Raw genomic sequence first — 15,564 nt, forward strand, 5'->3', positions numbered from 1 at the left:
TTTTTAATTATTTTCTATATGTTTTTTAACCATTGTTTTATATCCATTATACAATTCTGGAGTAGCTTCATTAATTAAAAAGTTTAAGAAGAACCATTCTACTCTATGGTTAGGATAAATATTAAATTTGTTTTTTGAGTTCCTAAATGATAAAAGCTTTTCATTATATTTTAACTCAAATTCTTCAATATTTATTTCTAGGACTAAGTATTCAGCAAATGTTTGGGTCCATGTTTCAATAAAAACATCAAGAGTTTCGTTTATCCATCTATCATTTACTCTAAAAAAAGCATCCCATTTATTAATTAATATTTGATGAGTCTCATCAATTCCAATAAAGTTAAATCTCCATGAGCCGCTAGTTGGATTATCAATAGACGGTTCTTCAATACATTCAAATTCGATTTGCATATTCCCTAACCAATTAAAAGGATAGAAAAATATTTGTCTATTAACTCTTTCATTTTCAGACCAAACAATTTCGTTCTCTCCTTTAATAGGAGGTCTATTACATCCTTCACCTAGAGGGAATAAATTATCCCAACTTACTGAACTAAAAGGATATTTAGCTTTACAAAACCAGTGGTCTAAAGCTGCTCTTGCTTCAAACCGATTTGAAGTTATAGTCTCATTACCACAAATTGGACATAAAAAAACTCTATTACTTTTTTTAAATTCAATTATATATTTAATAATATCTGTATTTGAATAATCTGTGAACCAATCATAATCTAATGTTTTATATAAATGATGAAAATATTTTTTTGCAGCTGTGAATAGTTCAATACTAATATCCTCACAATAAAAAAGCAATGTATCTACACTCAAACAATGCTGATTAATTTGTAGTGATTCCCAATATCCGTTTACAATTTCTAATTCTCTACCAGAGTTTTTTATAATTTGGAATAAATTATTTGCTTTTTGATATAATCCATCTTGTCTGTTACCGTAATATTCTTGAAACCAAGCTGGGAATAATTCATAACCAAAAACATCAGCGTCAACAATATTGTTAAAAAACGCATTTGGTATTTCTTCTATTAGCTGAAGATTTGTATCAACTTGTTGTAGTGGGAATAGCATTTATTTCTCTAATTCATTTATTTTTTTATACAATAAAGCTTTAACATTTGACTCACCATAATTATCAATTGATTCTAAAATTGATTCTAAATCTTTTTCGGCGAGTTCCTTCATTTCATCAAAAGGTAGTTGAGGTATTAAAGTTGTATTTTTAAAAAGCCTTTTTAAAATAATATTTATCGCGCATCCAAAAGTCTCAAATGTAGGTTTATCTATTAATGGAGTTCTGTCACGCTCAAAATGATAGACCATATTACTCCTAACAGATGACACAATAAATGGTGAATGTGTTGTTACTATTATCTCCTGATTTCGTGATTTACAAAGATTACTATATTCCGAAAATAAATGACTTCTCCATTCAGGGTTATAGTGTGTATCTGGTTCATCATATAAAAATAAAGTATCTGGTTCATCAATCAAATTTAATGTTCCAAGAGTTTGTATTAACTGATGTTCTCCATCACTTAAACCTTCATAATTGATTTCTACACCATCAATATTTTCAAAAACAATATCTGTTATTTTAAAAAATTTTTCATCGTCAGGTATCGTTGGAGCTTTAATTATATGTCCCTCTTTCCTTTTGTTTTTCATCCAAGTATTATACTTTTTTGTAACAGCTAAATAATTTAAATGATTCAACATTAGTAAGCTATCAAAAAAGAGCATTGGTTTTCCAAAAACATTATTTAAAGCAGTTTCAAGTGTCTCGTTAACGGAATAACTTAATGTATAAAGAGTTTCTTCTTTATTAATTCTTGGAACAAATGAACACTTAACTAAATCTTCTATTATTCCGTCTAATTGAGCATTTGTTTTTACTTTAACTTTAATATCTTTATTAATCTCAATTTTAAAGCTTTTAAGCCTCTTTAATTTAGTATACTTTGTTAGTACTGATTCTTTTTGAAAATATATTAGATTTGTGATAACCAAAAGTAAATTTGTACTTGATTCTAAATATATCATTCTAATAGGCTCTACAATATCATGATATAGTTCTTCTTTTTTAGCAGCATTACTTATTTTTGAGGAAAAATCATCCAATAATTGAGAAAATGGAGAACTTAATGTTTCATTCAAACCTGATGAATAACCTATTATTTTTTTTGGCAATAAATTATTAGTGAAAGCTATCTCAACATATTCTTCATCAATATCATACTTTACGGATTGAATTATTAAATTAGCCTTTGTTCTCGCAATTTTAATGTAAATTGATGAACCACTAGCATTAAGTGAGTATTCTATTTCGAATAGTAACGGAACATTTTCAAAAGAAGGAAATTTTTTATTCACTCCATAGTATTCAGATAGCATAAAACACTCTGCTATTAATTCCATAAAATGAGATTTACCACTTCCATTTAAACCTACCAAACAAATAGGGTCAAAAGTATTTAATGGCGACTCATCAAATAAAATTGGTTTTTCAAATTTATTTAATGACTTAAATTTATCACTTAACAAATTAACACTTAATAGATTCATTGATTTATTTTGATTAACATTTGTTTTTGTTCAATATTAAATTCTTGAGAAATAATATTATTGATTAATAACTGCTGAATAATATCATTTATTAAATCTTCTTCATTACTATCATATAATTTTGTAATTAACTCTTTATATGAAATACCTGTAGCTTTTTCTTTAAGTATTTTTTTAATGCTATCTACAAGATGCTTATTCCTGTCATTTTTTTGTTTTTTTGGTATTGATTTACCTTTAATATTATTTTTAATTTGAATACTTCTTGAGTTTTTCAGCTCATTTATCTCCCGCAACAACTCCCTAGCATCTCCATCACTATCTAGTTGCTGGGTAAGCTCTCCTTTAAAGGCTTTGTGCAAAATAGCCTGTGGTAGCGTATCTATTTTAGCTTTTAGGGATTCGTATTGCTTTTCGATGGCATCGGCCTTGGCAAACAAACTTTCTACACGTGAAACGATTTCTTGTTGTTTATTAGTCGCTGGTAGCGGGATTTTTGTTGCTTTTATCTTTTTTAGCACAATTCTTTTTATAGCTGTACCTGTCATTTCACCAATCAACTCGTTAAATCCATCATTAGATTGAAAATAATATTTTAAATAGGCTGGAATTAATTTTTCTTTATTTGTTTTAATCAAACATACGCTTGATAATAAACTAAAGGGAACATCTAGTTCATTTAAAGTAACATTTCCTGTATTTGCACCATCTTTAGTTAATAAAACATCTCCAATCTCAGGTGTACATCTTGGATAAATAGTATTATGAAATTCGAAATCGACGTATTGCACATTATCTAATTTCATATAATTATTTCTAATATTCTTAGATGTTATATATAGAAATGTATTCTCTAATTGAGTCTCGTAAGTGACTTTTGGCGAATGATGTGCACCATCTTGAATCTTTAAGCAAACATCATTTAACTCTATTTTTTCAGCGTTGATTTTATATTCCTTTTCTAGGACTTGCTGGCGAAAGTTTTTCAATAACTCCGGTACTTTGGCCATACTGGTTTTGATGGTTTCCAGTTGGGCAAACAAGGTGTCTAATTTTTCAACGATCCGGTTTTGCTCGGCTAGTGGTGGGAGAGGAATCGATATTGTCTCATAATCTTTATATTTTAAGTTTCTTAGATTATTACTCCCTCCTTGGTATTTTGTAATTTCACCAGAATTATAAAAATATTGCAAATAGTGATTTATTAATTTACTATTTATGTTTTCGTATATTCTAACTAGTCTTAAAAAGTTGGTACAAACTTTTGGTAAATGAGTTTCGAAATTTAAAACATCACCATCAATTAAAACAGTTCTTCCAACTGGTTGATCTGGTCCTCCTCCTGAAATCTCTAATAAAATATCACCTTTTATTAATTGTCTATTTGAAAGACTACTTTTTTTTATTTTACGTAGTGAAGCCGTTTTTCCTTTATCTCTTGACCAATTTTTTATTTCACTTCCTCTAATGCAAATGACCTCAACAAAATCGGTATCAATAAAATCGGTATCTTTTCCCCAATCTCCTCCAATTACATATGAAATTATCTGATTAAGTTCAGTTTCAACCCAATTCTTCGGCAATGTATTCTCCATTACTGTAATTCTTTAATCATTGCATTTAATTCCCTAGTAATGGCATCCAATTCTAACAAGGCCGCTTTGGCAATGTCTATCGGTTCACCTAAATCGTCGCTATTGGTTAATGAGCTGTCGGCAATCAAGCCCAGGTCTAAACTGTAGTTTTTCTTTTCGATTTCGGCACGTGAAATACAGTTCCAACGTTCGTCCTTAACGGCTTTACGCTTGGCATCGTCTACCAATCCATTGTAATCCTGTTCTACCTTATCGAACGGAATACCGCCGGTGTAGGCTAATACAAAATCTTCGAAGGCTTTTTCGGTAAATGGGGTACGTTTTCCGTAACTCGGCGCATTGGTACGCATATCGTAAAACCACACGTTTTGGGTGTTGTTTGTTTCGGTTTTTTCGCGGGTAAAAAACAAGACATTGGTTTTTACTCCAGCGGCATAAAAAATACCGGTAGGTAAACGTAAAATGGTATGTAGATTACATTTGTCCATTAAGTCACGACGTATCTTTTGTCCGTCACCGTCTTCAAACAATACGTTATCGGGTAAGACTACTGCCGCTCTGGCTTTTCCGTCTTTTTTTAAGGAACGGTAAATGTGCTGCAAGAAGTTTAATTGCTTGTTGCTAGTTGGAAAGGTAAAATCGTCACGGGTTGGTCGTTCTCCTCCTTGTTTGGTTCCGAAAGGTGGATTGGCCAATACGCCATCAAAATCTTTTAGCGTTTTACCAAACTCGGTTAAGGTATCGCCCAAATGAATGGTGCTTTCCATTCCGTGTAAACGTGCATTCATCAACGCTAAACGGTGTGCATCGGGCACTAATTCTACTCCCGAGAATGCTTCATTGATTTGAAACTGACGGTCTTTTTCGCTGAGGTCGTAGTAATTGTCATTCTTGCTTCTCAAATAATGGTCGGCAGAAATCATAAAACCAAAGGTACCACAAGCGGGATCGGTCCAACGTTCGCCTAATTTAGGTACCATCAAATCGATCATAATATTTATCAATGGTCGTGGAGTAAAATACTGCCCGGCACCGCTTTTCTTTTCACCTGCGTTTTTCTCTAACAAACTCTCGTAGATGTCTCCCATTACATCACGGTCATTTTCCTCGTACCAATCTAGTTGATCGATAGCAGTAACCAACGAGCGGAAATTTACGGGTTTGCGTAAACTGGTAGAAGCATTACTATAAATTTCCTTAATACTAGAGCTAGTCGTTTTATCGCTAACCGTAGCCAAAAACTCACGGTATTTTGCAAAGGCTTCGGCATTGTCGTTTTCATTTACGAAATACTTCCATTGGTATTCCTGAGGAATATGCTCATCAAATCCTTTTACTTCACTCAATTTTAAAAACAAGATATAGGTTAACTCATTCAGGTATTGGTGGTAGGTTACCCCATCGTCACGCAATACGTTACATAAATTCCATAGTTTGTTCGCAATTTCCTGTGCACTCATTTTATTGTATTTATTATTTTTTATTCTGCCTCTTGTCATCCTACTTCTCTTGTCATCCCGACGCAGGAGGGATCTCTTTTTAATTCCTCATTCTTTGTCATCCCGAGGAACGAGGGATCTCAACCTTTTTCGCAATTCTTTTAGTTTCCTCCTTCGTCGGAATGACAAGCAGTGTGTCAATACATTCTGCACATTTTTGTCATGCTGACGTTAGGAAGCATCTCTCCCTTTGTCATGCTGATACTTCATTTCTTCAGCACAAGCTTCGGAAGCATCTCAACTATAATTCTAAAAACTCCATTTCAGGATTCCTACTTTTTATCAACTCCATTTTCTTCTCTCTTCGCCAGCCTTTTAACTCTTTTTCTCTTGCTATAGCTTCTTGTATCCAAGCAAACTTTTCATAATGTACTAAAAAACAAACATTATAGCGGGAAGCAAAAGTATTCTTTTTAGTAACGATATTCTCTTGATGTTGTTCTAGACGTAATCTTAAATTATTAGTTACTCCTATGTACAAAACGGTTTTATTTTTATTTGTAATAATGTAAACATAGTACGTATGATAACCTTCTTTAAACTCATGCATTTTGGCGTGTATAATTATTAATTCTCTTTCTTTAGTTTCCTCCTTGCGTCGGAAAGACAACGTTGCGCTTAGTTGTCATGCTGACGAAGGAAGCATCTCCTTTTTTACTCCTCATTTTTTGTCATCCCGAGGCTGTCTTGTCATCCCGACGCAGGAGGGATCAAGTTTCCTCCTTCGTCGGAATGACAACAGGGTGTCTACAGACTGTGAACTATGCCGTATATAAGTTGTCATTCAACAATTGAATAACTTCATCTAATTCGTTGTTAAAAATCTTTTGAATACGCTGTAATCCTCCCTCTTGTTTAAAGGTTTCATTGATATATTCTTTATCAAAAATATCTTCGTGTAACAATTGTTTTTCAAAGCGGTCAATCCATTTCAACTGATGGGTATTCCAGTTTTTCATGGCTTTCACTTTGGCAATGGCATTTTTAATACGGTCATCGTGGCTTACTAAAACTGTGTCCAAAGCAAGGGTGCGAATATACGAAATGATATCGGCCGCAATGTTTTGGTTTTTGGCATTTTTCCAAGCTGCATTGAGGGTTAATTCATTGTAACCTTCCTGATCTAAAAGCAACTTTAATTCTTTCAGAGATTTACGATCCAACTCTGAAGGTTTGGTGCAAATCGTTTGAATGGCTAAAATCTGATTGCAGTTGTTTTCGATAAATTTTTTAAAATCTTCAATATAATCTTCCGGCTTAGAAGCTTTTCCGTAACCACGTTCTATCTCAATAACTTCATCATAATGTTCGGAAACCAATTGCATTTTAGGTTGATACACTTTTTTATCTAGAAAATCCCAAAGCGTTGTATAATTGGCCAATACTTTTTTTACCGCATCGTTTTCAACAGCCAATAAATTTTCAATAAATTCTTCTGGTGTATCTCCTTTAGCAAAATACATGAACTGCTCCAGCTGGCCATTGTTAATTTGCTTCTTTTTACGTTGCAATTTGGCTACAATTTGTTCCAATTGTTTACGGGCACGTTCCGGAGTGTCAATATATTCTAATTCTTCAATTAATTTTTGAAAGGAGATTGAAGGATTAGAAACCGTCTTCATTTGAGTAAAATCCTCTAGGGCTTCATACACGCGTACCGCATCATAAATCTTGAAGAATTGCTTATTGATATCAGGACACAAACGAGTGGCACGTCCTAGCATTTGCTCAAACAAAATACGGGAGCGTACACGACGTAAGAAAACTAAATTGGTAATTTGAGGGACATCAATACCAGTAGTCAATAAATCGACGGTTACTACAATATTGGGGAACTTTTCGTTTTTAAAACGCTTGGTCAAATTTTCTACATCATACACATTCCCAGTGATTTTTTGAATGGCATCTTGTGGCACATCAATGCCTACGTTCTGAAATTCTTCAAAAAGTAATTGTACTATTAAATCAGCATGACTATCCCTAACAGCAAAAATTAAAGTTTTTTCATCTCCCTCAGGATCAATGTTTTTAACCAACTCTTTAATAACGGCTCTGTTAAAAGGTTCTGTAATCACTAATTTATTGAATTGTTCAATTTCAATTAATAACTCGTCTTCTAATTCAGCAAGTTCTTCAATAGAATTGGTTTCGGGGTTAAATGCTTTAGGTTTTTCTCCTTTTTCCCAAAGAATTCCATTTTCACTTAAATTCGTTTTAATAATGTAGGGCGGTTCATGATCAGTCAAATAACCATCAATTACGGCTTCACGATAGGAATAATTATGAACAGGACTACCAAATATTTGTGTGGTATGTAAAGCTGGTGTAGCTGTTAAACCAATAATATAAGCATTGAAATATTCGATTACTTTTTTGTATTGCCCTACATAGTCATTCTCGTCTTTAAACTGTAAATCTCCTTCGTCTATTTCTTTGTCTAAGTTATAGCCGCGATGCGCTTCATCAATGATGATACAATCATAAGCATCAATAGGTAAGCTTTCGTTTTCAGAATAAAACAAGCGTTTTACCATACTTTGTACGGTAGCAAAATGCAATCGAGTTTCAGAATCAGGAAAAGCCGTTTTGAGCTCTTCCATTTTGTACACATTGGAAAAGGTATTTAAATCTTCAACCTTATTGTCTTTAAAGTTTCCTAAAGCTTGAGTCGCAAGTAAACGACGGTCTGTTAAGAATAAAACTCTTTTAAAGCGATTCGATTTAATAAGTCGGTAAACCAATCCAATGACTGTACGTGTTTTTCCTGTACCGGTTGCCATGACCAAAAGCGAACGTTTGTCATTAGGATTATTAATGATTTTATCTTCAACTGCTTTAATAGCATCAATTTGATAATAGCGAAGTCCTAAACCTGTTTTATCTCGTAAATAGTCATATTCACTGGTCTGCAAACGAGTATTGGCCACCTCATTATTTCTTTTATACAAATCAACCAATCCTTCTGGTGAAAACCAACCGCGTAAAGCTTCGGCTCTGTTTTTGGGATTGCGGATATCTAAAAACCAGATGCCACTTTTCGTTTTTATTTGCTCCAGATAAGCTCTACCATTGGTAGAAAACAGAAAAGGAACTTTAAAAGGTTTCCAATCTCCTAAAAGCGACATTCCTTCTGAAGCTTCAACTAATTCTGAATAGACTTTAGATTGATGCAAATCAGTAGAAATATCTGTAGCAAACTTTTTAGCTTCAACAAAACCATACAATTCTGTTCCCACAAACAAGGCATAATCAGCCCATTTGCTTCCACAAGGCCATTCAGCAATGGCTTTGTTTTTACCTTTTTCAGGTAGCGTTTTATTTTTTTTATAATTAAGCAAAGTAGTATCACATTCCCAACCAGCATCACTAAGTTGTTTGTCAATAATCATTTTGCGGGTTTCCGACTCATCTAAATGGATGTTATTAGCCACACGGACTGATCGTTCTTTTCTTTCTGTTACAAGTTCAGGTGATTGATTGAGTTGATCTATTTTTAATTTGTAGTCAGTAATCTCTTTGGATAATTTTTCTAATTGCGCAGTTAAATCAGCTACTTCATTTGTTTGCGTCGTTTCCGGTAACTGATAAACGGAATCTCCTAAAAGTGTATTTTCATAGGTTTCATAAAACCATTTACACAATTGATAACTTTTCTTCAGAACAAATAAAGCCTCAGAACTTGTACTGCTTCCTTCATGAGTGGCTTTATTACCTGATTTCCTAATGGTGTGAAAAATATCTTTTATAATTTCCGGAATATAATTTTGATAAAAGAGTTGATTAACCCTTTCAACTTGAGTTCCGTCAAAGTCCTCTAAATTTTCAAATTGCCAAATAAGAAGGGATAATTTTTCAGAAAGTAATCTTGATTTAGCTAATGAAGAACTAGGATCAATGAAATATAGCTGTTCTGCTAATTCACAGATTGTAAAAAGTTCTCTGTAGTCATTTTCTAAAAAATAGAACTTTGAAGGCATTGAATTGTTATTTCAGTTAGTTCCCCAAACATACCAATTTTCCCCCACACCCACAATCCCCATAAATACTGAATTTACCCCAATAAATAAAAAAAAGAATTGTGGCAATTTCATTTTCAAAAACCAAATTGCCACAATAGTTGTGGCAAATCCATTTTTGATTTTCTTTTTGCCACAAATTGAGAATGGCAGCATTTTTGTATTCGTTTGGCAATCAATTGAAAAACAAAACATGAAAGCAAAAGAAAATTTTAAAAGTGTATTGGGGATCCCACAGGAAGACATTGCCGTGTTACTCGGCGTGACGCGCACGCAATGGTCGATGTATGAATTAGGACAAAGAAGTCTGCCGGTACATGCCATGTTGGAGCTTGGGAATATGATGGAGTATATCCAACAGCCAAAGTTTCAGAGCAAAGAATTGCAAAGCGTACTCAGGGAAGAAGAAGAGCAAAGCAGGAAAGCCATCCAAAAAGAAATGGAAACGACTCAATACAAAATGCTGGTATTGGGCAAAAAAATAAAAGAAGTCCAAAGACTGCGCAATGAAAACCTTGCTGCTTTGCGGTTGGCTGCTTATCTGGAAACGCAAACCCCGGAGGGATTAACACACGGAATGGGGGAGGTAATCAAAGTGAAAGCACTGGCCATGTTTAAAAAATACAATGGCCAACTCGAGAAATTTCAATTACGATCAGCAACCCTCAAACAACACTATAAAGCCATGGATCTGGTTTTGAAAAGCAAAAGGGGAGAACCGGCAGTTTAATATCCTTTGCCGGTAAACCAATTGTATTCTTTTATTTTAGTGTATTCCTTCGGGACGGTGTTCCGGATTTTAGCGTCCGGGCTTTTTCCGAAACGGTCTTTGGATACCATTACTTTACCCGTTTTTCCTTTGGTATTTCTTTGATAGGAAACATATTCGATGGTATCAACCTGTTCACCGTTCCATTTGTATTTATACATTTCGGTTTCTCCCGGATGCCCGTAACATATTCCCCTTATCATCCCTTCTTTGGGTGAAAAGGTAGGGTTGATGAATTCAAAGCCTTGACTGAAACTTTTTTGGTCCTTGCGTTGTAAATAAACATTGCTGAAACCTTTCAGGCAGCAACCGCTGGAACCATACCAATTCACTACAAAGTCCTTCAAACCGTCTCCGTTAATATCCTGCAGGGTATCACCCGTATAGGTCATCAACCATTGTTTATGGGAAAGGACTTTTTTGTATTCTTTACCGGTTTTGGAAAAGACATCAATGTAGGCATCATTAGGTGTGTTTCTTCTGATGATGAGATGCGGACTATTTTTCGAGAAGAAAAAACCGCTGGATATTTTGACTTTAATCTGATAGGTGTTGTCGGTTTCTGCTACGGTATAGTTTTCAGTGAAGATGCTTTTACCTTCATAGCCATTCACTTTTTGTAACACATCATTTAAAAATTTAACCATGTACAGACTGTCTTTCCTTTCTTCTTCGAGTCTTTCTTTTTGGGCTATTACTCTTTCCCGTTCTTCTTTTTCATGGGCCAATTGGATGCTGTCTTTTGGGTTGGCAACCGTTTTTTCTTTTTGTGGTATATCCTGGCAGGAGGAATTGAAAACAAGTAAAAGTATTCCGGAGAATAAAATGATGCGGTTCATGTGGTGGATTGTATAATGAGTATAAATGTAAGCTATAGTTTTTGATTTAGAAAATCTTTTAAAACCTCGTAACGCTCATTAATTCAGGGGAGAAGCGCCTCACCTAAACCCGGTATTTTTCAGTAAAAATGAATTTTTTTGATTTTTTTTAAGATTTCTGGCACGCACTTTGGAAGTAAGAAAAATAGTATTAATCAAAAAATGTACGCTTATGTATTCATTTTCTAAAATTACATCAACAGCAGATTGTGATGTATTAGTAAACTGGGCTCAGAAAGAGAGAGCCGATTTAGCATTCAGAAAGATTGCTGACGAGAGATTAACTGTTAACTACAGCACTACTTCGGTAGAAATTGATGCTGTACTCCAAGGAGTACTGGCTGAGATCGCTGCAGTGGAAACGGTAATTGGGGTTTTGCCGGAAGGACCGGCAAAAGAAGCTGAATTAAAACGTAAAGTGCGACTGGATTACAAAAAATTCTTGTTGGAAAACCGCAAGGATAGTTATGGTTCAGTGGCCTTGCTGGAGAAAGAATTGGATTTAGAGCGAACGACTAAGGAGTTGGCCGAAATCGATACTTTCATTGCTGGAGTAATCGCCCACAAAGCAAGTTTAGCGGTTTAATTTAGTTTTTTAAAAGGAAAAGAGTGCTTCACGGCACTCTTTTTTATGCCCGATAATTTTACCAATCCAAGAGGTTAAAATGAACCGGGATGATAGAATGATTGCGTACCTTAGTATATGCAATATCCACATAAATATCCATTGGAAATAAGACTTAAAGCAATACAACTTTGGCATCAGAAAGAGAATGTAAGTCTTATTGCCACGGAGTTGAACATCCCGAGAACAACAATACATTTTTGGAAGAAGATGTACAATAAAGGAGATTTGATAGGCGGCAAACCACCCATTGTCAAAATTAAAAAAAAGCCGGCCTACCGAAAACTGGAGCATAAATTTAAAGTAGCCCAAGAAGAACTTAAAGAGGCTAGATTAGAACTGCGCATACTCAGAAAAGGAAAAGAGTATCTTTTAAAAACAACAGCTGAAAAATATGAATTTATCTATCAGAATAAATCCAGATACTCCGTTGCAGTTATGTGCAGGGCATTTGAAATTTGTGCCTCAAATTACCACAGATGGTGCCGTGATCCGGTATCAATCCGGAAAGAATATAAAAGCGTAATGATTCAGGAAATAAAAAAAGTGTTTAATGAACATCAGGGAAGATATGGCAGCAGGAGGATTGCCGTTGAATTGCAAAAGCAAGGTTATAAGATCTCACAGGTTACTGCTTGTCGTTATATGAAAGAAGCCGGTTTAAAAGTGATAGGAGAGGGGAGGTATAGTATCACGACAACTCCCAAACATTTGTATCCGGTTGCAGAAAACAAACTGATGCAATGGCATAAGGTGTCCCATTACAATGAAATATGGGTTTCTGATATTATGTATGTCCGGATGGGCGGATACCGTGACTGGTTATTCCTTACTGTCATCATTGATTTATTTGACCGGAAAATAATTGGTTGGTCCCTTAGTGAGAGCATGAAAACGAAAGACACCACCATTCTGGCTTTTGAAAAAGCGGAACGTGACCGGCCGTTGAAAGAAGGCGCTCCCTTGATTTTCCATTCGGACGGGGGAGCACAATATGCTTGTAATGAATTTACGTCATTATTAAGAAAGAATACATTTATTGTCCAAAGTATGAACAGGAAGAAGAATCTTTGGGATAAGGCCGTTACCGGTAGTTTTTTTAGTATCCTGAAATTGGAATTGATCAATAAAAATGTGTATAAAACCAAAGAACAGGCAGAAGCATCGATCTACGATTACATCGAAAATTATTACAACAAAACCAGAAGGCATATTGCTTTAGATAATAAAACCATTACAGAGTTTCATGAGCTTAGTGGATTGAAAAATTTTTGATTGTTTTTTTTCTCTAATTGTACAAATCCAACAGTTTTAAATGAAAACAGGATGACACAATGTTTATGTATTTTAGTATATGAATTATCATGATGAGTACCCATTGGAAATTAAGCTCAATGCAATAAAATTGTGCCACCAGAAAGAGAGTATAAGACTTGTTGCCCTGGAGTTGAATATTTCGGAAATGACATTATATAATTGGAAGGCGATGTACCGTAAAGGAAACTTAATTGGCGGCAAGCTAACCATTGTTGTAATTGAAAAAAGTCTGGCCTACCGAAAACTGGAACATAAATTTAATGTAACCAGGAAAGCACTTAAAGAGACCAAATTAGAGCTGCAGATACTCCGAAAAGGAAAAGAATTCCTTTTAAGAACAACAATTGAAAAATATGAATTTATTCGTCAGAATAAATCCAAATATCCCATTGCACTTATGTGCAGGGTATTTAAAGTTCATCAATGTAATTATTGCAGGTGGTGCCTCAACCCGGTTTCAACCCGGAAAGAAAATAAAAGAGTGGTGATGCAGGAAATAAAAAGAGTATTTTATGAGCATAAAGGAAGGCATGGGGACCAAAGGATTGCTTTTGAACTTCAGGCAGCCGGATTTAAAATCTCTCAGGAATTGGTTCGTAATTATATGAAAGAAGCTGGTTTAAAAGTGATAAGAGAGAAGCGATATATTATTACGACAAATTCCAGACATCACTATCCGGTTCGGGAAAATAAACTTAGTCAGCAATTTAAACCGTCCCGGTACAATGAAGTATGGGTATCTGATATTACGTATGTCCGTATGGGCGGATACCGGGATTGGTTATTCCTTACTGTCATCATCGATTTATTTGACCGGAAAATAATTGGCTGGGCATTAAGTGAGGGAATGGCGGCACAAAAAACAACTTTAGTAGCTTTTAAAATGGCGGTTTCCAGAAGACCTATAGGAAAATATCCATTAATTTTTCATTCAGACAGAGGAGCACAGTATGCCTGTAATGAGTTTACCTTTGCATTAAAGAGGCATCCTTCAATTATCCAGAGCATGAGCAGGAAAGGGAATATGTGGGACAATGCAGTGGCAGAAAGTTTTTTTAGTATTCTGAAATTGGAACTGATCAATGAAAATGTGTATAAGACCAAAAAACAGGCAGAAGCATCAATCTACGATTACATCGAAAACTATTACAACAAAGTCAGAAGACACAGTGCTTTGGGCAATATGACGATTGATGAGTTTCATGAATCATTAAAAAAATAGTTTTTGTATTATCTTTTTTGTATTAGTCTCCCTAACAAAAATCCCAGTCGTCATGACTGGGATTTTATCTTTCTTTTTATGCTAAAAAGATAGCTTTTGGAGTATCTTTTTCGTGTTCGTCACCTGATTTTCAAAATAGTTATTAGCCAAAAATAGGTTACCAACACATCTGATACATTACCCATTAGCTAAAAACAGGCTATCAACACATCTGAAACATTACCCATTACCTGTCCTAATTTGATACATTGCCAACAATTATTTCTTTAGTGTTCTCTGTAACATTATAAATAATTATCAATCTAGGGGTCCAATTCATCAATGAAGTATCAAGATTATGAGTTTTACCATCACTGCCTTTTATGGTTCCAGCCTGATTTGATTCTTCAATTATACTTTTACTCAAATTACTAAAAACATATTGATACTTTTGCAAATTATCACTTTTAATTTCACACAAAACATTATTATATGAACCCATAAAAACAGAAGAATTAGCATTCTTTCTAAATTTATTTACGTCGCCTAAGAAAACTTTTCTAGGAGCATCATTAATAATATATTTCATTACCCCATTTTCAAACTTGGAACTTACCATTATCACTTTCAATTCTTCTTCAAAATTATGCAACCTGTAAGACTCAATATAATCATCTAAAGAAGTAACTATTGACTTACTACCATTCATCTTTGTAGATGAACACGAGAAACAAAATAGTAAAATAAATAGTATCAATTTATTTACTTGTCGGAGGATAAAATCTTTCATTATCATATCTGTAAGTTTTTTTAACCCGATAGCGCATTCTATGATAAAAAACAACTTTAATTAAACAATTAAGATGCAAATTTATAGATATCTACAAACGGAGTTTGTCTGCTAACCACAGAGAAAACCCTACTTATAATTTTGCATCTTATATTGTTTAAAACTAACATGCCATTTTTGCCTTGTTCTTTCTTGTTATTATAATATTCTTTAAGCTGCGGGTCATATTTAATTGCAGATAAAGCACACATTTGTAATAGCGATTTCATCTTTTTATCAGCCATATTACTCACT

12 protein-coding genes and 1 pseudogene are annotated in these 15,564 nt (G+C 34.2%); 4 read left to right on the top strand and 9 right to left on the bottom strand.

The window, feature by feature from the left end:
• Positions 1 to 3: 3 nt before the first annotated feature.
• From NAT51_RS16015 to hsdR, 6 genes are all read right to left on the bottom strand, one after another.
• Positions 4 to 1,086 carry a hypothetical protein gene (locus NAT51_RS16015; RefSeq protein WP_250600448.1) on the bottom strand — a complete coding sequence of 361 codons (1,083 nt, stop codon included), beginning with the start codon at positions 1,084 to 1,086 and terminating at the stop codon, positions 4 to 6.
• Entirely contained in the window at positions 1,087 to 2,580 is a 1,494-nt protein-coding gene (locus NAT51_RS16020) for an AAA family ATPase (RefSeq protein ID WP_250600450.1), read from the bottom strand.
• On the bottom strand, positions 2,577 to 4,175 hold the full coding sequence (locus NAT51_RS16025; protein WP_250600452.1) for a restriction endonuclease subunit S: 1,599 nt from the start codon (positions 4,173 to 4,175) through the stop codon (positions 2,577 to 2,579). The genes NAT51_RS16020 and NAT51_RS16025 overlap by 4 nt, the downstream gene beginning before the upstream one ends.
• Positions 4,175 to 5,635 carry a class I SAM-dependent DNA methyltransferase gene (locus tag NAT51_RS16030; RefSeq protein ID WP_250600454.1) on the bottom strand — a complete coding sequence of 487 codons (1,461 nt, stop codon included), beginning with the start codon at positions 5,633 to 5,635 and terminating at the stop codon, positions 4,175 to 4,177. Before NAT51_RS16030 ends, NAT51_RS16025 begins: the two co-directional genes overlap by 1 nt.
• A 280-nt stretch (positions 5,636 to 5,915) precedes the next feature.
• Positions 5,916 to 6,224 carry a GIY-YIG nuclease family protein gene (locus tag NAT51_RS16035; protein ID WP_250600456.1) on the bottom strand — a complete coding sequence of 103 codons (309 nt, stop codon included), beginning with the start codon at positions 6,222 to 6,224 and terminating at the stop codon, positions 5,916 to 5,918.
• A gap of 211 nt (positions 6,225 to 6,435) precedes the next feature.
• Positions 6,436 to 9,651, bottom strand: coding sequence for a type I restriction-modification system endonuclease (hsdR, locus tag NAT51_RS16040; protein WP_250600458.1), 3,216 nt, complete (start codon positions 9,649 to 9,651; stop codon positions 6,436 to 6,438).
• A gap of 232 nt (positions 9,652 to 9,883) precedes the next feature.
• Here hsdR and NAT51_RS16045 point away from each other — a divergent pair, with 232 nt between their 5' ends.
• Positions 9,884 to 10,420 carry a hypothetical protein gene (locus NAT51_RS16045; RefSeq protein WP_250600460.1) on the top strand — a complete coding sequence of 179 codons (537 nt, stop codon included), beginning with the start codon at positions 9,884 to 9,886 and terminating at the stop codon, positions 10,418 to 10,420.
• On the opposite strand, the gene NAT51_RS16050 is transcribed toward NAT51_RS16045, so the two are convergent.
• On the bottom strand, positions 10,417 to 11,298 hold the full coding sequence (locus NAT51_RS16050) for a hypothetical protein (RefSeq protein ID WP_250600462.1): 882 nt from the start codon (positions 11,296 to 11,298) through the stop codon (positions 10,417 to 10,419). The genes NAT51_RS16045 and NAT51_RS16050 overlap by 4 nt on opposite strands.
• Before the next feature lie 211 nt (positions 11,299 to 11,509).
• Here NAT51_RS16050 and NAT51_RS16055 point away from each other — a divergent pair, with 211 nt between their 5' ends.
• The 3 genes from NAT51_RS16055 (at position 11,510) to NAT51_RS16065 (ending at position 14,501) form a co-directional block, all read left to right on the top strand.
• The gene (locus NAT51_RS16055) at positions 11,510 to 11,923 is read left to right on the top strand and encodes a hypothetical protein (protein WP_250600464.1); all 414 of its coding nucleotides are present in this window, start codon (positions 11,510 to 11,512) and stop codon (positions 11,921 to 11,923) included.
• A 117-nt stretch (positions 11,924 to 12,040) separates the two neighbouring features.
• On the top strand, positions 12,041 to 13,237 hold the full coding sequence (locus NAT51_RS16060) for an IS3 family transposase (RefSeq protein WP_250600466.1): 1,197 nt from the start codon (positions 12,041 to 12,043) through the stop codon (positions 13,235 to 13,237).
• A gap of 79 nt (positions 13,238 to 13,316) precedes the next feature.
• Positions 13,317 to 14,501 carry an IS3 family transposase gene (locus tag NAT51_RS16065; RefSeq protein ID WP_250600468.1) on the top strand — a complete coding sequence of 395 codons (1,185 nt, stop codon included), beginning with the start codon at positions 13,317 to 13,319 and terminating at the stop codon, positions 14,499 to 14,501.
• 235 nt (positions 14,502 to 14,736) lie between these two features.
• On the opposite strand, the gene NAT51_RS16070 is transcribed toward NAT51_RS16065, so the two are convergent.
• Together NAT51_RS16070 and NAT51_RS16075 are read right to left on the bottom strand one after the other, a co-directional pair.
• Positions 14,737 to 15,189: a hypothetical protein gene (locus NAT51_RS16070; RefSeq protein WP_250600469.1), complete on the bottom strand. Its 453-nt coding sequence runs from the start codon at positions 15,187 to 15,189 to the stop codon at positions 14,737 to 14,739.
• Positions 15,190 to 15,338: 149 nt separating this feature from the next.
• A pseudogene (locus NAT51_RS16075) lies at positions 15,339 to 15,564 on the bottom strand (IS110 family transposase); the annotation flags it as partial.

This window comes from Flavobacterium amniphilum (genome assembly GCF_023634845.1).
GTDB classification, from domain to species: domain Bacteria; phylum Bacteroidota; class Bacteroidia; order Flavobacteriales; family Flavobacteriaceae; genus Flavobacterium; species Flavobacterium amniphilum.

Coding starts and splice junctions, on each gene's coding strand:
- NAT51_RS16025 (WP_250600452.1), bottom strand. CDS start 4,175: ATGGAGAATACATTGCCGAAGAATTGGGTTGAAACTGAACTTAATCAG.
- NAT51_RS16030 (WP_250600454.1), bottom strand. CDS start 5,635: ATGAGTGCACAGGAAATTGCGAACAAACTATGGAATTTATGTAACGTA.
- NAT51_RS16045 (WP_250600460.1), top strand. CDS start 9,884: ATGAAAGCAAAAGAAAATTTTAAAAGTGTATTGGGGATCCCACAGGAA.
- NAT51_RS16035 (WP_250600456.1), bottom strand. CDS start 6,224: ATGCATGAGTTTAAAGAAGGTTATCATACGTACTATGTTTACATTATT.
- NAT51_RS16065 (WP_250600468.1), top strand. CDS start 13,317: ATGAATTATCATGATGAGTACCCATTGGAAATTAAGCTCAATGCAATA.
- NAT51_RS16060 (WP_250600466.1), top strand. CDS start 12,041: ATGCAATATCCACATAAATATCCATTGGAAATAAGACTTAAAGCAATA.
- NAT51_RS16020 (WP_250600450.1), bottom strand. CDS start 2,580: ATGAATCTATTAAGTGTTAATTTGTTAAGTGATAAATTTAAGTCATTA.
- hsdR (WP_250600458.1), bottom strand. CDS start 9,651: ATGCCTTCAAAGTTCTATTTTTTAGAAAATGACTACAGAGAACTTTTT.
- NAT51_RS16070 (WP_250600469.1), bottom strand. CDS start 15,189: ATGAATGGTAGTAAGTCAATAGTTACTTCTTTAGATGATTATATTGAG.
- NAT51_RS16050 (WP_250600462.1), bottom strand. CDS start 11,298: ATGAACCGCATCATTTTATTCTCCGGAATACTTTTACTTGTTTTCAAT.
- NAT51_RS16015 (WP_250600448.1), bottom strand. CDS start 1,086: ATGCTATTCCCACTACAACAAGTTGATACAAATCTTCAGCTAATAGAA.
- NAT51_RS16055 (WP_250600464.1), top strand. CDS start 11,510: ATGTATTCATTTTCTAAAATTACATCAACAGCAGATTGTGATGTATTA.